Annotated in this window: 15 protein-coding genes; 7 read left to right on the top strand and 8 right to left on the bottom strand. The window is 74.0% G+C overall.

What is annotated here, in order from left to right; translation table 11 throughout:
* Positions 1 to 104: 104 nt before the first annotated feature.
* Positions 105 to 680, bottom strand: a complete 576-nt coding sequence (locus ACH5A8_RS15085; protein ID WP_399001882.1) for a Dps family protein — start codon at positions 678 to 680, stop codon at positions 105 to 107.
* A gap of 426 nt (positions 681 to 1,106) precedes the next feature.
* Positions 1,107 to 1,589: a carboxymuconolactone decarboxylase family protein gene (locus ACH5A8_RS15080; protein ID WP_399001880.1), complete on the bottom strand. Its 483-nt coding sequence runs from the start codon at positions 1,587 to 1,589 to the stop codon at positions 1,107 to 1,109.
* An 87-nt stretch (positions 1,590 to 1,676) separates the two neighbouring features.
* Here ACH5A8_RS15080 and ACH5A8_RS15075 point away from each other — a divergent pair, with 87 nt between their 5' ends.
* Both ACH5A8_RS15075 and ACH5A8_RS15070 read left to right on the top strand, forming a co-directional pair.
* A complete protein-coding gene (locus tag ACH5A8_RS15075) occupies positions 1,677 to 2,660 on the top strand; it encodes a pirin family protein (RefSeq protein WP_399001878.1) in 984 nt (327 codons plus the stop codon).
* 27 nt (positions 2,661 to 2,687) lie between these two features.
* On the top strand, positions 2,688 to 3,029 hold the full coding sequence (locus tag ACH5A8_RS15070) for a GNAT family N-acetyltransferase (protein WP_399001876.1): 342 nt from the start codon (positions 2,688 to 2,690) through the stop codon (positions 3,027 to 3,029).
* A gap of 78 nt (positions 3,030 to 3,107) precedes the next feature.
* Here ACH5A8_RS15070 and ACH5A8_RS15065 read toward each other — a convergent pair whose 3' ends face one another.
* The 4 genes from ACH5A8_RS15065 to ACH5A8_RS15050 form a co-directional block, all read right to left on the bottom strand.
* Complete coding sequence (locus ACH5A8_RS15065) at positions 3,108 to 3,845, bottom strand: YoaK family protein (protein WP_399001874.1); 738 nt, start codon at positions 3,843 to 3,845, stop codon at positions 3,108 to 3,110.
* Positions 3,826 to 4,350: a DoxX family protein gene (locus tag ACH5A8_RS15060; RefSeq protein ID WP_399001872.1), complete on the bottom strand. Its 525-nt coding sequence runs from the start codon at positions 4,348 to 4,350 to the stop codon at positions 3,826 to 3,828. The genes ACH5A8_RS15065 and ACH5A8_RS15060 overlap by 20 nt, the downstream gene beginning before the upstream one ends.
* A gap of 64 nt (positions 4,351 to 4,414) precedes the next feature.
* Positions 4,415 to 5,077, bottom strand: a complete 663-nt coding sequence (locus ACH5A8_RS15055) for a hydrolase (RefSeq protein WP_399001870.1) — start codon at positions 5,075 to 5,077, stop codon at positions 4,415 to 4,417.
* Between the two features lie 218 nt (positions 5,078 to 5,295).
* Positions 5,296 to 7,176 (bottom strand): amidohydrolase, encoded by a 1,881-nt coding sequence (locus tag ACH5A8_RS15050; protein WP_399002398.1) that lies wholly within the window; start codon positions 7,174 to 7,176, stop codon positions 5,296 to 5,298.
* A 352-nt stretch (positions 7,177 to 7,528) separates the two neighbouring features.
* Here ACH5A8_RS15050 and ACH5A8_RS15045 point away from each other — a divergent pair, with 352 nt between their 5' ends.
* The 5 genes from ACH5A8_RS15045 (at position 7,529) to ACH5A8_RS15025 (ending at position 14,765) form a co-directional block, all read left to right on the top strand.
* Positions 7,529 to 8,500: an alpha/beta hydrolase gene (locus tag ACH5A8_RS15045; protein WP_399001868.1), complete on the top strand. Its 972-nt coding sequence runs from the start codon at positions 7,529 to 7,531 to the stop codon at positions 8,498 to 8,500.
* A 24-nt stretch (positions 8,501 to 8,524) separates the two neighbouring features.
* Entirely contained in the window at positions 8,525 to 9,250 is a 726-nt protein-coding gene (locus tag ACH5A8_RS15040) for an alpha/beta fold hydrolase (RefSeq protein WP_399001866.1), read from the top strand.
* A gap of 420 nt (positions 9,251 to 9,670) precedes the next feature.
* Positions 9,671 to 10,978, top strand: coding sequence for a hypothetical protein (locus tag ACH5A8_RS15035; protein WP_399001864.1), 1,308 nt, complete (start codon positions 9,671 to 9,673; stop codon positions 10,976 to 10,978).
* Between the two features lie 320 nt (positions 10,979 to 11,298).
* Positions 11,299 to 12,426 (top strand): ATP-binding protein, encoded by a 1,128-nt coding sequence (locus ACH5A8_RS15030; protein ID WP_399001862.1) that lies wholly within the window; start codon positions 11,299 to 11,301, stop codon positions 12,424 to 12,426.
* Positions 12,423 to 14,765 carry a hypothetical protein gene (locus ACH5A8_RS15025; protein ID WP_399001860.1) on the top strand — a complete coding sequence of 781 codons (2,343 nt, stop codon included), beginning with the start codon at positions 12,423 to 12,425 and terminating at the stop codon, positions 14,763 to 14,765. The genes ACH5A8_RS15030 and ACH5A8_RS15025 overlap by 4 nt, the downstream gene beginning before the upstream one ends.
* Here ACH5A8_RS15025 and ACH5A8_RS15020 read toward each other — a convergent pair.
* Positions 14,725 to 15,705, bottom strand: coding sequence for a hypothetical protein (locus ACH5A8_RS15020; protein ID WP_399001858.1), 981 nt, complete (start codon positions 15,703 to 15,705; stop codon positions 14,725 to 14,727). The two genes, ACH5A8_RS15025 and ACH5A8_RS15020, sit on opposite strands and share 41 nt — an antisense overlap.
* Positions 15,706 to 15,757: 52 nt before the next feature.
* Positions 15,758 to 19,444 carry an FxSxx-COOH system tetratricopeptide repeat protein gene (gene fxsT, locus ACH5A8_RS15015; RefSeq protein ID WP_399001856.1) on the bottom strand — a complete coding sequence of 1,229 codons (3,687 nt, stop codon included), beginning with the start codon at positions 19,442 to 19,444 and terminating at the stop codon, positions 15,758 to 15,760.
* Between the last annotated feature and the right edge of the window lie 33 nt (positions 19,445 to 19,477).

Below are 19,477 nucleotides of genomic sequence, written 5' to 3'. Positions count from 1 at the left end.
CCGGTCCTCCCGCCCTACGCCGTCGCTCGCCCCGAGCACGGTCGGCACGATTGTAGGAGGAACGGGTGGAGCCGCAGGTCACGGCCCTTTCCGTGCGGCAGGGGTCAGGTCCGCACCAGGGGGGTGTCGACCAGGTGCTCGGCCAGGAACCAGGCCTGGAGCTCGCCGGTGCGGATCACCTGGGAGACCAGGAGGTCGTTGGTGCCGTCGTCACCCAGGCCGGCGGCGCGGGCGGCCGCGTCGTGCGCCTGCGTCAGGATCGCCTCGTGCGCTTCCAGCAGACGGGAGAGCATGGCGGGGACCTCCTCCACGCCGTCCGGCGGCCGCGGGATCGAGGTGATCTCGGCGACGTGCCGGGGATCGCCCACCGCCACCCCGCCCAGCGTCTGGACCCGCTCGGCGATCGTGTCGACGAGGGCGAGCTGTTCCCCGGCGTGCTTGTCCAGCAGCAGGTGCAGCTGGTAGAAGGTCGCGCCGCGCAGCAGCCAGTGGTGCTTCTTGTACAGGCCGTAGAGGATCTGGGTGTCCGCCAGGACCTTGTTCAGGCGCTGGCAGGAGTACATGCGGGCGTCGTGGGACAGCCCCAGGGGGAACTGCTTGACGGTCCCGAACTCCTGGATGACCGCGCCCTTCTGATGCAGCCACGGCTGGCTGCTCTGGGACCGGGTGACCGTGCTCATGGGGTGCCTCCTGCGGGGCCTCGCTGTGTGTACCCGAGGGACGCTAGGGGCTGTGACCAGGGACGGTTTGCCCGCGAGCGCATGCGGTGGCGCCCCTGAGCGCACCGTGCGCGGCGCGGTGGGAGCCGTGCGCTCCTGGTGCGGTGTCCGTGCGCGGACGGGCCAGGCGCCGTCCCGCGGCGCACTAGTGTCGCGGCAGGTGACGTTTGCCCGTCAAGGAGCGGCGTCCGGTGCGTGCTCTCGCCGTGCCGGCCGGAAGCCCTGGTACTGGACGTACTCGGGCTTTCGGCCGGTGCGGCGAGTGGGGGTCCCCCTGCTCGAAGAGCTTGGGGGAGGCGTGCCGGGCGTCGCGACGGGGCGAACGTCGCCTGTTGCGGCACTAGCCTCGTCCGACGGCGCCCGCGTCACCTGCGACGGCCTTGCGTGTCACCGTTCGGGGCGCACCGGATGCCTGCTCATGACCGACACCCGGTTGAACGCGTTGATGGTGACCGCGATCCAGATCACCGCGGAGACCTGGTCGTCGGTGAGCACGTCGCGGGCGGCCGCGTAGGCGGCGTCGTGCGCGGCGCCGGCGGCCGGCTCGGTGGTCGCCTCCGCGAGGGCGAGCGCCGCGCGTTCGGCGGGGGTGAACACCTCGGTGTCCCGCCAGGCGGCCAGCACGCCGAGGCGCTGTGTCGTCTCGCCGGCGTGCAGGGCGGCGCGGGTGTGGACGTGCAGGCAGTAGGCGCAGCCGTTGATCTGGGACACGCGCAGGTTGACCAGCTCCACCAGGGACCGGTCGAGTCCCGCCCCGGCGGCGACCTTCCGCACCGCCTCCGAGGTGCGCACCAGCGCGTCGTAGGCGTCGGGGCTCTGCTTGTCGATGAAGATCCGCCGGGCCGCGGGCCCGGGTGCGGTGCTGCTCAACGCGGAATTCCTCCGGACGTGATCGCTGTTGACGGCGCCAAAAGTTGTTGAATATGAAAGTATCATGACGGTGAAAGGTGGTGCTCGATGAGCAGGACGGAAGCGGAGACGGTGGACATGGCCCGGGAGGGCGGGCCGGACGGGGGCGGGGCGCGGGGAGGGATCGAGGTGCTGACCCCGCGCGACGTGCCCCTGGGCGGCCCGCGCGCCATGACGGTGCGGCGTACGCTGCCGCAGCGGTCCCGGCCCCTGATCGGCGCCTGGTGCTTCGCCGACCACTACGGCCCCGACGACGTCGCTCGCACCGGAGGCATGCGCGTCGCCCCGCACCCGCACACCGGGCTGCAGACGGTGAGCTGGCTGTTCAGCGGGGAGATCGAACACCGCGACAGCCTCGGCAGCCACGCCCTGGTGCGGCCGGGCGAGCTGAACCTCATGACGGGCGGACACGGCATCAGCCACTCGGAGTTCTCCACCGGGCGGACCACCGTCCTGCACGGCGTGCAGCTGTGGGTGGCGCTGCCGGAGGAGCACCGGCACACCGCGCGCGACTTCCGGCACCACGTGCCCGAGCCCGTGCGGACCGAGGGCGCCGAGATCAGGGTGTTCCTCGGAGAACTGGCCGGATCCGTCTCGCCGGTGCGGACCTTCACCCCCCTCCTCGGCGCCGAGATCACCCTCGGCCCGTACGCCTCGCTCACCCTCGCCGTGGACCCCCGCTTCGAACACGGGCTCCTCGTGGACCGCGGCGACGTGCGCCTGTCCGGGACCGTGCTCCGTCCGGCGCAGTTGGGATACGCCGGTCCCGGCGAGAGGGCGCTGACGCTGCGCAACGAGTCCGCCGAACCCGCCCGGACCGTTCTGCTGGGCGGCACCCCCTTCGAGGAGGAGATCGTCATGTGGTGGAACTTCGTCGGACGCGACCACGACGACATCGTCCGGGCCCGGCAGGAGTGGGAGGACGGCTCGGACCGGTTCGGCGTCGTCGAGGGCTGCCCCGCCGGCCGCCTGCCCGCCCCCGCCCTGCCCAACGCCACCATCAGGCCGCGCCGCAACCCGCCGCGCCGCTGAACCCGTCACCGACCGAGAGGAAGAACGATGACCCGGCCCGCCACCGAACCCACCGTCGAGCGCAGGGACGACCGACACCGCTACGAGATCCTGGTCGAGGGGGAGCGCGCCGGTCTGACGGCCTTCCGCGACCGCGGCGAGCAGCGCGTCTTCTACCACACCGAGATCGGCGACGCCTTCGCCGGCCGCGGCCTGGCCGCACAGCTGGTCGGACACGCCCTCGCCGACGTACGCGCCCAGGGCCTGCGGATCGTGCCGGTGTGCCCGTACGTGGCCAAGTACCTGACCAAGCACGGTGAGTTCGCCGACATCACCGATCCGGTGACCCCCGACGTCCTGAGCTGGCTGCGCAACGGGGACCAGGCCTGACCCGCGCCCATGGTGACCCACGAGGCCGGGCCCGTACCGAGGTACGGGCCCGGCCTTTCGGGTGGGCCGAGGGCGCCGTCAGGGCTGCTGCCGCACCCACGCGGCGTCGGCCGCCGAGAGCCGGTGGGCGGCCAGGCAGGTCGCGGCGAGGAGCAGCAGGGCGAGCAGCAGGGCGAGGACGAGATGCCCGCCCAGGACGAGCAGGGCCCCGCCGAGGGCGCCGAGGAACATCGCGAGGACGGACAGCGTCCGGCGTCCCGGCCGCGGCCCCGCGCCGCCGGCCGGAGCGGAGTCCGCGGCCAGCCCGGTCAGCGTCAGGGTCAGCACGGTCGTGGTGAGGTCCGGGACCCCCAGGCGCCGGGCGACCGCGTTCTGGAGCCCCATGGCGAGCCCGAGCAGGACGATGAGGGCGTACCGCACTCCGGTGCCCACATCGCCGCCCGCCGACGCGGCGGCGGCCGCGGCCACCGCCATCAGCGGCACCTGTACGGCCGTGGCCGCCCGCAGCAGGCGCCCGCGGTGCCCGGCGTACCGGGAGCCGAGCCGCCCGCCCGCCAGCGCCCCGAGGAGGAAGGACGCCAGCGAGACGACGGACGCCACCGCGGACAGGCCCTCGGCGCCCGCGAGCGCGAAGCCCAAAAAGACCACGTTGCCGGTCATGTTGGCGACGAAGACGTGCCCGAGGGCCAGATAGCTCACCGCGTCGACCAGGCCGGTGACGACGGTCAGGACCAGCATCAGCGGGGGGAGCGGCCCGTGGCGCTCCTCTCCGCGCGGCGAAAGGGTGCGGACCGCGTCAGCCAGCAGCGCGCGCACGGCGTGCCCCCTCCCGCGCGGCGGACGGCCGGTGCAGCACCGCACGGGTGAGCAGTCCGCTCGCCGGGCCGGCCACGACGGCGGCGACGCCGGTCCACAGCGGCCACGGCGTGAGTCCTGCGGCCTCGTCCAGGGACCACCGGCCGGGCCCGGTCAGGGCCAGGGCGGCCGAGACCAGCACGAGGACCAGCGGGTACTCGTACCCGTCGTTCTGCACCCACAGCCCCTTGGGCAGCTTGACCGTGCCCGCGACCGTCATGACGCCCGCCGCGGCCATCGCCGCGAGCGGCGTCAGCAGCCCCGCGGCCAGGAACAGGCCGGCCCCGATCTGGCTGCCGCCCGCCACGACCGCGGTCAGCCGGCCACCGCGGAAGCCGTCGTGACGGAACTCCTCGGTTCCCCCGGCGAGGCCCGCGCCCCCCAGGTGGAAGCTCACCTTCTGCACCCCGTGCCCGGCGACGAGCAACCCCACCGCCAGCCGGAGGACCAACAGTCCAGTGTTCATCGTGTCCGTGTTCCTGCCTGTTCCTGACTCGGTGACTGCTGCCGTGCGAATCCGCGCGGGCGGATCAGCCGGCGGCGTGCGCGCCGATGAAGGCCTGCGCGTAGAGGAGGCCGAGGCCATAGGCGCCGCCGTGCTCCTTGACCACGTCCGTGACGGCGGCGTACGTCCGGGTGCGCGCCCAGTCCCGCTGGAGCTCCAGCAGCACCTGCACCCAGGTCACCGGCACCGCGCCGGCCTGGATCATGCGCTGCACGGCGTGCTCGTGGGCCTGCGGGCTGACGCCGCCGGAGGCGTCGGTGACGACGTAGACCTCGTAGCCCTGGGCCAGCGCGGAGAGCGTGGGCAGCACGACGCACACCTCGGTCCACAGTCCGGCGACGACGAGCTTGCGGCGGCCGGTCGCCTTGACCGCCTCGACGAAGGCGACGTCCTCCCAGGCGTTCATCGTCGAGCGGTCGATGATCTCGTGGTCGGGGAAGACCGCCGGGAGTTGCGGCATGATCGGGCCGGAGAAGGACTCGGCGGCGACGGTGCTCAGCACGACCGGGACGTCGAACACCTTCGCGGCCTTGGCCAGGCCCGTCGTGGCGTTGATGATCGCGGTGCGGTCGCCGCTGCCGGTGCCGAAGAACATCTGCGGCTGGTGGTCCACGAACAGCACCGCGCAGTTGTCGGGGGTGAGCAGGTCGGGGCTGGGGGCGGTGGTGACCTCGGAGATGTCGGTCATGGTGGTGGCGTGCCTTTCTGGGTACGGGCGCGCACGGGCGTCCGCGCCGGTGGGAACCGTCCCGGCGACGGGAATCGGTGGTGGTGTCCCGGAAGGGGCGGCATCGGGCCGGGCCCCTTCCGGGAGGCCGGGAGGAGAGGGAGGCCGCCGGAAGCCGCCGTCGACGGCGGGCCGGGGCCGGGGCCCTCAGGCCGGCGCCGTGGTGGCGCCGGGGACGTTCACAGGACGAAGCAGGGGTCGAAGACGGGGGCAGTGCCCTCCGGGGTGAGACCGCGCCCGACCCGCCACCGGCGGTGCCGCTCGGACTCGGCGACCGCCTCGCCGAGCGACTCGGCCTGGCGCACGCCGCGGCGCTCCGTCCCCGGTGTGCTCCGGTACCCGCCGAAGTGCGCGACCGGGCTCCACGCGGGGCTGACGGGAGGCAGTTCCTCGTCCAGGCCCTCGTACTCGGCGGCGGCGTACACGATCCGGCCGCCGGTGACGGTCAGCACCGACTCGATGTGCGGGATCTCCGGCTCCGGGACCGTGAAGTAGTCCTCGGAGAGGATCGCCAGGTCGGCGTAACTCCCCGGCCGCAGCCTGCCCTTGACGTCGGCCTCGCCGGTCAGCCGGGCGCCGGCGCGGGTGAACAGCTCCAGGGCCGTCCGCCGGCCCGGACGGTGGGACGGCCGGCGCAGCGCCAGGTCCCCGACCGTGCGGCCGCTGACCAGCCAGTGCAGGGCGACCCAGGGGTTGTAGGTGGAGACACGGGTGGCGTCCGTGCCGGCGGCCACGGTCAGCCCGCGTTCCAGCATGGCCCCGATCGGCGGGGAGTCGGCGGCGACCCCGGCGCCGTAGCGGCGCAGGAACGCCTCGCCCTGGAAGGAGAGCCGGTTCTGCACGGACACCGCTCCGCCGAGCGCGGCGATGCGGTCCAGACTGTCCGGACGAACCGTTTCGGCATGGTCGAACAGCCAGCGGTTCCCGGCCGGGAAGAGACCTTCCGCGGCGAGTTTCTCGAACACCGCCAGATCGCGGCGGATCGTCTCGTCATAGGTGGCGTGCAGCCTGAATCCCCAGCCGTTCTCCATGAGGAGGCGTACCGCCTTCTCGAAATCCACCTCGTAGTCCGCGGTGAGTTCCGGGCGTGGCTGGGCGAAGTTCTCGAAGTCGGCCGCGGCCCAGGTGAGATTCTCTCCCGCCCCGTTCAGGCGCAGCCATTCGTCGCCGTCCTCGGGCCGCACCGTACTGATCCAGCGGGCGAGGTCGTCGATCTCCTGACCGGCCGTCTGCGGGAACAAATGGTAGGCGATCCGCAGCGAGAGCTGTCCGGCCCGCGCCAGTTCCATGACGGTGGAGTAGTTGTCGGGGAAATTCTGGAATCCGCCGGCGGCGTCGATCGCCGAGGTCAGTCCGAACCTGTTCAGTTCCCGCAGGAAGTGCCGGGTCGAGGTCCTACGGTCCTCGCCCTCCAGCACCGGCGCCTTGGCCAGGGTCGAGTACAGCACCAGCGCGCTGGGCGCGGCCAGCAGCATGCCGGTCGGCTCGCCGCCCCGCCCGCGGACGATCTGGCCGCCCGGGGGGTCGGGCGTGTCCTTGCCGTGTCCGACCGCCTCGACCGCGGCGCGGTTGAGCACGGCCGACTGGTACAGGTGCAGCACGAACACGGGAGTGTCCGGGGCCGCGGCGTTCAGCTCCGCCACGGTCGGCAGCCGCCGCTCGGCGAACTGCTCCGCCGACCAGCCGCCGACCACGCGCACCCACTGGCCCTTCGGCGTCCGGGCGGCCTGCTCACGCAGCATCGCCAGCCCTTCCCGCAGTGTCGGAACGCCGTCCCAGCGCAGTTCGAGCACGTAGTTGAGGCCCCCGCGGATCACGTGCAGGTGCGCGTCGTTGAGCCCCGGGACCACGCGCCTGCCGAGCGCGTCGACCACCCTGGTGGCGGGGCCGATGTGCGGCGCCACGTCCCGGTCGTCGCCGACGACGGTGATGACGCCGTCCCGGACGGCGACCGCCCCGGCCGCCGGCCGGTCCGGGTCGCCCGTGTGGATCTTCGCGTTGCGGACCACCAGTTCCGCGGCGTCGTCGGCGGCCCGGGGAACCAGACCGCCGACCGGCATCGCTGCCACTTTGTGAAACCCCCTCCTGAAAGCGCATTGTCGTGAATGCGCCGCCGCTGTTGCGCCGTCAACGTAGGCAGGCCCGGCCGGCGACTGTGTTCCGTGAGCGCACCGGCCGCGTTCCGTCAGCGCACTTCGTGCGGCATGCACGGCATCCGGCGCGCTGTTCGTTCTCTCCCGCTTCCCGGGCCGGTGCGCTGGGAGAGAAAGCGCGGTGCGCTGCCGGGCAATCGGCGCGGCCGCACGGCCCCTAACGTGGCGGACGACGGACTCCGGGAAACCGTGCGGCGAGCACGATCCGGGCCGATTCCGCCGGAGGCACCGGCGCCCCGTGAATCATCAGGAGATAGCTGTGTCCCATGCTGCCGAGCCGGTTCAGCCGGTACTGGAACCCGCGGCCGCGGCCTTCGCCGAGGCGACGGCGAATCCGCCCTACCTCTTCGAACTGCCGCCCGCCGAGGGTCGCAAGGCGGTCGACGAGGTGCAGTCCGGGCCGGTCGACAAGCCGGCCGTCGACGAGGAGTGGGTCACCGTCTCCGGCGGCCCCACGGGCAGCGTCGGCGCCCGCGTCGTCCGTCCCGCCGGCGCCACCGGCACCCTGCCGGTGATCCTCTACATCCACGGCGCCGGCTGGGTCTTCGGCAACGCCCACACCCACGACCGGCTCGTCCGCGAACTGGCCGTCGGCGCCGAGGCGGCCGTGGTCTTCCCCGAGTACGACCTCTCGCCCGAGGCCCGCTACCCCGTGGCCGTCGAGCAGAACTACACGGTCGCCCGGTGGATCGTCGAACAGGGCGGCGCCCACGGTCTGGACGGCACGCGACTGGCCGTCGCCGGCGACTCGGTGGGCGGCAACATGACCGCCGCGCTGACGCTGATGGCCAAGGAGCGCGGCGGACTTCCGCTGGCGCAGCAGGTGCTGTTCTACCCCGTCACCGACGCGAGCTTCGACACCGGCTCCTACCACCAGTTCGCCGAGGGCTACTTCTTGCGCCGCGACGGCATGCGGTGGTTCTGGGACCAGTACACCACCAGCGAGTCGGAGCGGGCCGAGATCACCGCCTCGCCGCTGCGCGCCACCACCGAGCAGCTCACCGGGCTGCCGCCGGCGCTGGTCGTCACCGCCGAGGCCGACGTGCTGCGCGACGAGGGCGAGGCCTACGCGGCCAAGCTCCGCCAGGCCGGCGTCGCCGTCACCGCCGTCCGCTACCAGGGCGTCATCCACGACTTCGTCATGCTCGACGCCCTGCGCGAGACCCACGCCGCCCGGGCCGCCGTCGCCCAGGCCGCCGGCGTCCTGCGCGCCGCCCTGCACACCGCCTGAGAGCCCCGAGGAGAACATCCGGCCATGTCCGCTTCCCGTCCCACCCCCACCGCCGTCCTGGTCCACGGCGCCTTCGCCGACGCGGCCGGCTGGTCCGGGGTCATCGACCGGCTCCAGCGCGCCGGCGTCCCGGTCCTCGCGCCGCCGAACCCGCTGCGCGGCCTGGCCGCCGACGCCGCCTACATCGCCTCCGTGGCCGCGCGGATCGACGGCCCCGTCGTGCTGGTCGGCCACTCCTACGGCGGCGCGGTCATCACCGTCGCCGGGACGGCCGAGAACGTCGTCGGCCTCGTCTACATCGCCGCCTACGTCCCGGACGAGGGCGAGAGCCTCGGCGAACTGCAGGGCCGCTTCCCCGACTCGCCCCTGGTGAGCAACCTCGAGGAGTGGTCCTACCCCACCGCCGAGGGCGACCGGGCCACCGAGGTCACCATCGCCGAGAAGGCGTTCCCCTCCGTCTTCGCCGCCGATCTGCCGGAAGAGGTGACGAAGGTCCTGGCGGCGGCCCAGCGTCCGCTCGCCCTGGGGGTGTTCGCCGAGAAGGCCGCGGCGGCGGCCTGGAAGTCCAAGCCGTCCTGGGCCCTGGTGGCCGGCGCCGACCGGGCCATCGACCCCGACGTCGAGCGCTTCGGCGCCGAACGCGCCGCGGCGACCGTCGTCGAACTCGACGGCGCCTCGCACGCCGTCGCCCTCTCGCAGCCCGAGGCGGTCGCGCGGATCGTGATCGACGCCGTGCGCGCCACCGGCTGAGCGGAAGCCGGGGACGACCGCGCGGGCGCACCCGGCCGGGTGCGCCCGCGCGGCGCCCGCACCGGAGTGCGCCCGTCGCGCCTTCGGGGGCGCCAGGACGGGCGCTCCCGGCCCTCGGGGTGGCTCCCGGCGGCCGGGGGCGCACCGGCCGTCGCCCGCCGCCGTCCGGAAAGGACCCCGAGATGCCCGAGCGCCCTGTGCGGGCGGTGACCGCCCCGATACCCTGAAGTCAGGTGCGCCTTGTCGGGCAGCCGCTCCGGGGGGTGAGTGGGTGTTGCGTGTTGACTCGTATGTGGCGAGTGGGACCCGTGCGTACGGCATGATGGGCCCCTCGCGCCGCCGCGACGACGATCCCGGCCACGACCGTCCTCCCGCCGCGCGACCGGACCCGTCGTCACGAGGCCGAACGGAGCGCGGGCCTTGGGAGTGAACCTGCTGAGCGGGCACACACGCCGCCTCGCCGTGCCGTACCTGGTCATCGCCGTCTGCGCCGCCCTCGTCGGCGGCCTCGTCGCCGGGGCGTTCTGGCCGGCCGGCTCCCTCCTCGACACGCCCGGTTACGGCTACGCCGCCGCCCTGCTGCTGGGCATCGGCCTGTACGGCAGCACCCACGACATCGAACCGGCCGAGGTCAGCAGGTCGTTACGGGTCGTGCTGGTGGCCGTGACCGCCGGCGTGCTCCTCAAGGCCGCGCTCATCGCGTCGGTGATGGTGCTCGCCTTCCGCAGGCCCGAGTACCTTGTCCTGGGCATCGCGGTGGCCCAGATCGACCCGCTGTCCGTCGCCGCCATGCAGGACGACCCGCGCGTCACCCCGCGCGCCAAGGCGATCCTGTCGATCTGGGCGTCCTTCGACGACCCCATGACGGTCCTGCTCACCGTGTACTTCTCCGCGCTGGCCCTGCGCCTCGGCGACTTAGGCCCGGCCACCGGCTCGCTGGTCTCGGACTCCGCGGGCGTCTTCGGCGGCCTGCTGTCCAACATCGCGCTGTTCACGGCCGCGCTGGCCCTGTGGTGGCTGATCCGGCTGGCGTACCTGCTCCGGTCGCGCGCCGCGGGCGGGACCCCGCGGCGACCGGCCGCGCCGTCCGCGGGCCCGGACCGGGCGCGGCCCGCGCACGACAGGCCGCTGTTCCTGGACGTGGCGGCGCTGGTCCTCGTCGTGGCGCTCCTGGCGGTGGCCGCGCGCACCACCCTTGTCCTCGCGGTCGCGCTGGCCGGACTGGCCGTCCGTCTGGGCCGGTTCGCCGGCGTCCTGCGGGGCGCCGTGGCCGTCGCGTTCCTGCTGGCCTCGGCCGCCCTCGGCGTACTGCTCTCCGGCGGCGTGTCCCTCTGCCAGGGCGTGGTGCTGGGCGTCACCGCGTTCGCCGCGCAGTTCCTGGTCACCCTGCTGATCGGTCGGCTGCTGGTACGGCCCGCGCTGACCCGAGCGGACCGCGCCCACCTCGGCCTCGGACAGCAGAACGGCATCACCGCCATCCTGCTGGCGCTCTCCCTGGAGCCGGCGTTCCCGGGGACGGTCGGCGTCGTCGGCCCGGCGATCGTGACCGTCAACCTCTTGCACTACGGCTTCCGCCTGGCCCGCGCCGACGCCCGGCGATGGGCTGCGGCCGGCTCCCGGGGCCACCCCCGGAGCGCCGGTCCCGCCCGCCCCCTGCCCCCGCCCGAACACCGCCCCCACGGGATCAGGCGGCGCGTCAAGGACCGCAGCCGGATCCGGGCGGGATGAGTACCGGACCGCGGGAGCGGGGATCGCCCTGACGAGATCCCCGGCCGGGTCCGGCGGGCGGCTCCGCCGGCCGACCCACCATCGAACACGTTCTTCACGGAGGCCCGACCGGCAGGGGAGACTCGTGACACAGCCACTCAGCGCCGCGGGCGGCGTACGCCCGCGCGAGAAGGGGACGCACGCGGGCCGCGCCGCGCCGCGACGCCCCCGGTACGGGGCACCGGCCGGCCGGCACCGCGCGTCCCGCACCACGCACCGAGAACGCCATCGGGCGGCCCGCGTCCTCAGGCGGCCCGGAGCACGGACACGGGGGAACGCGCATGCCCAACGCCAACTGCTCTCTCTTCGGCACGCCTCCCGAAGACGGCCATGCCCCCTGGCCCACGTACGAGCCGCTGGCGCCCTGGCACATCACCGGTCACGAGGACCTCTGGGTCGACATCGACCATCTGCCGAACGCTCTGCTCACTTTCCGGAACGAGGTGGGGGCCGTGGCCCGAGCCATAAGGCCCGGCGAGGACGGTCACGGGCACCTGGTCGTGGTGAGCGGCCTGCCCGGCACCGGCAAGAGCAGCCTGCTGCACCGCTGCGTCCACGAACTCGTCCAGTGGCTCGACGACCTCGACGAGCCGGCCGGGGCGCCGCCGCAGGAGGCCTCCGCGCCCGCCGAACCGGAGCGGCCGTGGAGCCGCCGCAGGCCGGCGAGGTCGGTGCACGTCGTCACGGTCGACGGCCACGGCAACGAGGGCCGCGGTCTCGGCTCGCCGCCGGGGGCCAAGCCCTTCGTCCCGCAGTACGACATGACGGTGCACCGCATCGCCCGGCTGATCGTCGAGAAGCTGTGCGCGGACCGGGAGTTCGCCGCCGCCTGGCTGAGCGGGGCACGGCCGCAGGAACCCGACCCGTACCTGGCCTGGCGGGAACTGACGGCCACGCTGGAGGCACAGGGCCGCGCCCTCGTGGTGATCGTGCCGCACATCGACTGGCAGGACGCCGACATCGCCCGGCGGTTCCTGCGGTTCTGCTACGACCGGTCCACGCGCGGGGTGGTGTTCTTCGTGGAGACGAAGCGTACGGACGTCGGACGCGACATCGAGACCTTCTTCACGCAGAAGGAGCGCTCGGGCATCACCCACCTGCAGACCTCGGCCCTCGGACCGCAGGACTGGGGCAAGTACCTGCGGCACTGGATGGAGGTCCGGGACATACCGGCCCCCAAGATCGTCATCCATGACGACGTGCTCGAGTACCAGCCCGACCCCTGGGCGCTCCTCAGTATCTCCAGGCTTCAGGACTGCCTTCGTCAGGTCTCCCAGGAGGCGGTGCTCAACGACGAGGGCCAACTGCGCAAGAGCCATGTGGCCGACTGGTTCGAGGCGCACCGGCCCACACCGGCGGCCTTCCTGCGCGAGCCGGGCACCCCTCGTCACGGACAGGAGTCGCGATGACCTCCCCGCCCGCACGCCCCCCTGAGGGCGCCGCGCCCAGGAACCCCTTCCGCAACAGCACCGTCGCCCAGCTGGAGGCGTTCGACGACAGCATCCAGATCGGCGCCGGACCGGCCGGCGCCGGCGTGCACATCCCGGGACGCACCAGCGCCTGGCTCACCGAACACATCGAGGCCTACCTCGGACACCGGGGCGAGCCCGAGACGCGCGGGCGCGCCATCGCCCTGGTCGGCGAGTTCGGACTCGGCAAGAGCCATCTGGCCCGGGAGGCCACCCGGCTGCTCAGGCAGCACACGCCGCCCCTGCCCCTGTGGGTGATCAGCCAGCCCTCCATCGACATGCGGACCGTCTACCAGGAGCGCCTGACCAGCCCGCGCGACGACTTCGACGCCTTCGTGGACTTCAAGCAGGCCATCACCGACTTCTACGCCGACGTCACCGCGGAGATCCTGCGCGACGACGAGACCGGCCGGTTCGGCGCCGACCGTGACGCGTTCCTGGACGGGCTGCGGGCACGGCGGCTCGACCCGCAGAAGATCGTCCAGGCCTTCAACCTGGACGAGGAGCAGATCCAGCACCGGCTGCGGCGGCACCTGCGGGGCGTCACCGCCCACCGCACGTTCGCCATCGCGCTCGCCCAGCTGTTCAACAGGCCCTTCGAGAACGACGTCTGGAACTGGCTGTCGGGCGGCGAACCCGTGGCCTACCTCCAGGAGCGCGGCATCCGCGAGCCGATCCGCAGCATCCAGCAGGTCTTCGACGCGCTCGCCGTCTTCAGTCTCGTCTACGGCAAGAGCGGCCGGCCCTACGCACTGGTCCTGGACGAACTGGACAAGACCACCGAGTGGCCGGAGCAGGACCGGGCCGTGTTCATCAACGCGTTCGAGATGCTGGTGGAGCGCTATGTGAACCAGGGCGGCCTGCTGCTGTTCTGCGTCCGCCCGGAACTGTGGGGCCGGCTGCCCCTGTCGCTGCACGAACGCGTGCTGCCGCTGTGGCTGGACAGCTGGGGGCCCGCCGAGACCAACCGGCTGATCGCCGAGCACGTCCACCGCGTCCGCCGCCCGGGGGACGAGCCGCCGTCCGCCGCGGACGGCGCGCCGTTCGCCGAACCCGCGCTCAGGGAGATCGTCCTGCAGTCCGACGGGGTGCCGCGCCAGATCCTCCAGATCTGCGAGGGCGCCTGGGACCGCGCGGCGGCCCGCCAGGCGGACGCCGCCGACGACCGGCAGCCGCTCGGCGGCCCGCCGCCGCAGGAGATCGGCCTGACCGACGTGCACACGGCCCTGCGCTCCGCGCACGGCAAGCGGAACATGGCCGAGGTCGCCCACCGGCTCCAGCACGTCCTCGCACCCCGGCAGTGGTGGCACCACATGCCGCCGGTCTCCGTCCGGGGCCTGTCCGCGCCGAGGGAGGGCGGCGAGCCGCGCTGGGTCCAGGTGACCCGGACGGCGTGGATCGCGCTGCTTCCGGTGCCCTCGGTGCTGTCGCAGGGCGACGTCGGCGGCATCCAGCGGTTCGTCGACCGGGTGCGCTCCGTCCTGGCGCCCGAGAACGTCGAGGTGCTGGTCGTCGTCAACGGCCACGCCTGCCGGGAGATGCGCAACCGCGTCGCCGAGCACTGCGGCACGGCGCCGCTGGTGTTCGACGATCCCCGGTTCGAGTCCATGCTGCTCAACGGCGTCCGCAGCCTCATCGAGCGGCTGCGGGCCAACCGGCGCAACGCGGTGCTGGGGGAGGTACGGGACCAGCTGGAGACGATCACGACGCAGCAGGCCATGCTCGTGGACCGGATCGACGCCGTCGACCACGCGGTGAACCATCCGCGGCTGCCCGCCCAGCCGCCCGGGCCGCAGACGGCCGACCCGCGGGTGCCGCCGCCCGTCCGGGAGCCCTTCCGGCAGGCCCAGGCCGCGCTCGACCGGCTGCTGGAGGAGGGGGTCGGCCCCCGGCCGCGGCTGGGGCCGGCCGGGTCCCGCGCCGGGGGCGCGGGCGCGTCGGTGCCGCGCCGGGCCACCACCGAGCAGGCGGCGCTGCAGGCCATGGGCGCCCTGCTGTACGCCCGTCGGCTGGTGGAGGCGTTCCGGGAGGCGATCACCCACTGGTGGGAGAGCGGCGGCGCCGACGGCCGCAGCGGCCAGGACCTGTTCACCGTCTGCCGCAGCTTCGAGATCTCGGTGGAGGTCCTGCCCCGGGTCGACACCGGCGGGCCGGGCCCGGACGCCGGGCCCGGCGGCGGGGTGGAGGAGGTGCTCACCGACCTGGCCGACAAGGTGTGGCGCTCGCTGCGGGACGAGGTCAGCGCGCGTACGGACGGAGCTCGGCGACGAGGTCGGTGAGCCGTTCCTCGGCCACCGCGACCTCCTTCTGCCGCACCGTGACGCCCACCACGAAGTCGCCGGCGGCGGGATCCAGCCAGTGCACGTACACGGCTCCCTCCTGCACGTCGAGGACGAGCCGCTCCAACGGGTCACCGGTCAGGGGCCGCAGGATGTCCGCCAGGTCGACGAGCGCCGAGCCGAGCCGGAAGACGAGGTCCCGGTAGAGCGCGCGCCGGGTCTGCACGGGAACGACGAGGAAGGTGTCGGCCAGCTCCCCGTGCTCGAAGGCGTCCCCGACGCAGACCGCGGACCGGCGGCGGTAGTAGCCGGCGTACTGCAGGTCGTAGGGGTTCACATGGCGCTGCCAGATGCCGCGCAGCCGGCTCTCCTCGTCCCTGTCGGGCGTCAGGACGTGCATCACCAGCGGGACGTGCCCGTCCAGTGCGCGCTTGCGCCGGCCCGGCTCGCCGCCCGGCAACTCGTCGCCCTGCTGGTAGTGGTCGGTCCGCAGACCGGTGACCATCGTGCTGACGGCGCCGTCCACGGCGTCGCTGCCCGGGCCCGTCGCGCTGATGCCGACGACGTACTGCCCGTCCCGCAGCCGGGAGCACTGCGCCCCGGCGGAGCGGGTGACCGCGAGGACCCGCATCAGCTCGCCGGTGTTCAGGGGCCGCATCGCGGCGTCCATCTCCGTCACCCAGCGCACCAGCCGCCGCGCTGGCCGCCCCTCCACCTCCACCTCGTCCTCCCAGGGCAGGGCGTCCTCGAAGGGCGCCGCCGCGGCGGCCCGCACGCAGAAGTCGACGGTGTTGAGGGTGAGATGGGTCAGGGACCGGACCTCCGGGCAGGCCGCGGCCGTCGTGCGGCAGGCCTCGATCAGATGGTCGTAGCCCCGTTCGGCGTGGGGGGCGACCAGGGCCTTCGGATCGCTCACCGCCCCGTCGGCGTCCCGCTTCATCCGCTTGCACGCTCCTTCCGGTCCCCGGCGCACCGGTGCGCCGCGGACCGCTTCACAGATCGGGCAGTTCGAGGTCGATGTCCGTGCGCCGGCGGGGTTCCTCGCCGGTGGGCGGGGCCCCGAGCCGCCGGGCGCGGGTCACGGCGAGATTGTCCGCCACGGCGGCCCGGTCCGGGTGCCGTGCGAAGCCCGTCCTGTCGTACCCCAGCCGGGCGAACTCCTCCAGGCGCACCGCCTCGTCCAGCTCGCCGAGCTCCACCAGGGTGTTCGCGACGGACGCGGCGGCCGCCAGCACCCAGGGGTGGTGGTCGCTGAGCCGCCGCCGCAGGTTCTCCTGCGCGGCCCGGCCGACGTCCCGGGCCTCGTCCAGCCGGCCGGCGCCCCGCAGATGGACGCCCAGACGCACCCGGCACAGGTCGGAGAACGGGTGCTCGCGGCCCAGCGACGTCTCCAGACCCTCCAGGCAGCGCTCCGACTCGGCGACGGCGCTGTCGTGGTCGCCGAGCACATGGTGGTCGGCCGCGAGACTGAACCGGCAGCGCAGGGTGGTGATGCTGCGCTCGCCCAGCATGGCGGCGGCCATGTCGAGCGTGCGCAGATCGCGTTCCTGGGCGCGCTCGTGGTCGCCGAGCCGGCGCTCGCTGACCGCCAGCCCGTTCTCGGCCTGCACGACGAGCGGCACCCGTCTGATCCCGGGGCGCGCGCCGCCCAGCACGCCGGCCCGCTTGAGCAGCTGGTACGACTCGATGTTCTGGCCCAGCAGCCGGTGCATCTCGGCCAGTTCGGGGACCAGGCCCTCGACCACCGGATCCTCGTCGCCGCCGACGGCGCGGCGGTGGTCGTAGAGCAGACGCAGGATGCGCAGGCCCTCGGCGCAGTTGCCGAGCACGGCGTAGCGCCAGGCCAGGTTGCGGCGCATCTGCTCGGTGGTCCAGTGCCGCGGCCCGAGCAGCCTGGTCATGGTGCGCGCGGCGTGCAGGCCCTCGTCCAGGGCGTCGCCGAAGCGGCCGAAGGTGCGCAGGTTCGCGGCGTAGCCGTCGGCCATCAGCAGAGCGCGGGGGTGGCCGAGGCCGAGGCGGGTGCGGTAGCTCTGCAGAACGCTGCGGGCCATCCGCGCGGACAGGCCGTACACCTGGAGGTGGCGCAGGGTCTGCGACAGCATGGAGCGCAGCCGCAGCCCTTCGAACGAGTCGGGCTCCCAGTACGGCTCGGCGAGTTCGGCCAGCCGCCGGGCGTCCTGGAGGTGCTGCTTCTCCTGACTGACGATCAGGTCCGACAGATGACTCAGAAGGGCCTGGCGGACCTCGGGGCGGCTGTCCGCCCAGAGCCGGAGCGCGTCGATCTGCCGGCCGCGGCGGACGATCGTCTGCGGGGCGGGCGTCGGCCGGTCCCGGTCGGTCACCAGCAGGGTCTCTCCGATCGCGGCCCGCAGCTCCGCCTCCCGGCCGTCCCGGTCCGCCGCGTCCATGCCCGCGACGACGAGGTCGCGCAGCACGCGGTGCTGACGGACGGGCTGGTCGGGGCGGGCGAAGTCGAAGTCCAGCAGGCCGTGGCGGTTCATCGCCCACAGCGAGGCGTCGATCAGCAGCTGGTCGCCCGACCGGACGGGCACGGCCGGGCCGCCGGGATCCCCGTCGGAGGGATCCGCTCCGCCGCGGGCCAGCGCCGTGGCCAGCTGCCGGGAGTGCAGCAGGCGCAGGTCCGTGCCCGCCCCGGCGAGCAGGGCGCACGACTCCAGCAGCCACAGCAGCGCCCGGCTGCCCACCGGCTCCCGGCCCCACGCCTCGGCCGCCGGGGTCTTCAGCAGGGAGGCGCGGGCCAGGTGAAGCAGGACCTCGACGCTGGACATCGGTCCCGCGCCGTGCGCCTGACGGCGCTGGTCGAAGGTCCGGCTGAACTCGTCGACGGCGCCGAGCAGCGCGGGCGCGCCGGACTGGTTCGCGGCCTGGGCCCGCTCGGCGGCCACGCCCAGCCAGCAGGCGGCCAGCCACAGGGCCAGCGGCAGCGGGCCGACCCGCTGCGCGACGGTCCGCGCGGACAGCGGGGTCAGACCCGGCACCATGGTGGTGACCAGCGCCTCGCTCTCGGCCCGCGTGAACGGCGGCACCTCGACGGCGCTGCGGGCGGCCTCCTCGGCGGTGCCGCGGGCGCCGATCAGCACATGGCAGTGTTCGGACGGCTCCGGCAGCAGCCGGGCCACCTCCTCGGCCGTCACCGGCTCGTCGACCTCGTCGCACACCAGCAGCCACCGCTCGCCCAGCGCGTCGGCGCGCGAGCGCAGCCCCCGCACATGAGCGGCGGCGTCCTGCACGGAGGGCTCGCCCAGGGCGTTGCCGAGCGCGGTGAGACCGGAGAGGACCTCGCCCCGGTCGTCGGCGGTCAGCCACCACACCACGTCGTAGGAGCCGCCGAAGCGGTGGCAGAACTCCAGCAGCAGTTCGCTCTTGCCGATCCCCGGCGTGCCCAGGACCAGACAGGGGCGGTGCTCGCGGGCCAGCTCGGCGACGGCCGAGCGGACCTCGCCGAGGAGCGCGTCCCGGCCGACGAAGGCGACGTTGCGGGCGACGAGGTTGGTGCTGTTGGGCAGGCTCGGGAAGCGGCGCCCGCGGGACGGCCGGGCGTTGCCGGCGGGCAGGTCCAGGCCGCGCAGCAGCCGTTCGGCGGCGCGCTGTTCGGGGAGCCGGCGCAGATCGACGCGCTGGTGGTGGGCGAACTCGCGGGGCAGCGCCTCGTCGTCGACCAGCACCATGCGGACGCCGGGGTCGGACAGGGCCCGCAGCGCCTGCCGGTCCTCGGGGCCGGGAGCCGCGGGCGGCAGGAGCAGCAGCACCTCGTCCTCGCCGGGCGGCTCGGGGGCCCAGTCTCCGTAGGAGCGGCGTACGACCTCGGTCCCGGAGCCGCGCAGCCGGTCCTCGATCCACTCCGCCCACACCGCGTGCCGGGGGGCGCAGACCAGCAGGGCCCTGGCGGGCCGGGTGAAACGGGGCCGGGACAGGGCGGCCACCAGCCGCTCCAGCGCGGGGCGGACCCGTTCGGCGAAGCCGTTGCCGGGCTCCAGCTCCATGCCCAGGCGGGGGCTGCGCTCCGACAGCGCGTGGTAGGGGATCTCCAGATAGCGCGCGGCCCGGTCGCCGCCGAGCGGGGCGAAGCGCTCGCGGGCCCGGTCACGGGCCAGGCGCAGCTGGTCCTCGTGGGCGGCATCCGTCTGCAGGGCGAGCGCCAGCACGTCGAAGGGCCGGTCGGCGTGTCCGCGCAGCCGCTCCGCCAGGGCGACGGCGGACTCGATGAAGGAGGACGCCGCGGTGAAGCACATCACCAGTACGGACGGCAGCCGGGCCAGGTCGGCGGCCTGCTGGTCGGTGCGGATCAGCGGGGCGTCGACCAGAATGTCGTCGTAGGCCCCGAACACCGGGCTCCGGGGCGCGGGCAGCGCGGTCAGCGCGTCGTGGCCCTTGAGGGTGACGATGCCGATGGGCCGCACGGCGCCGGCGGGACTCCACTCCTCCACCGTCGGGCCGCCCTCGCTGTCGGCGAGCAGGGCCGGGCCCGGGGTGACGGACCGGACGTAGTACCGGGTGCGGGCGTCCGCGTTGCGGGCGTCGAGCACCAGCACGCGGCGGCCGGAACGAGCCAGCAGGACGGCGGTGTTGAGCAGGGTCGTGGTCTGGCCGATGTTCTCCGCCGTGGAACAGAACACCGTCACGCGGGGGCGCTGGTTCCGGCCGTCCGCCTCGGACATCTCGGCTCCACTTCGCTTCGGGGTGGGTGCGTC

The sequence above is a fragment of the Streptomyces sp. NPDC018610 genome (assembly GCF_044391765.1).
Taxonomy (GTDB): Bacteria; Actinomycetota; Actinomycetes; order Streptomycetales; family Streptomycetaceae; genus Streptomyces.
Note: the sequence above shows the minus strand (reverse complement) of the source record. Positions and strands in the feature narration are given on the sequence as shown.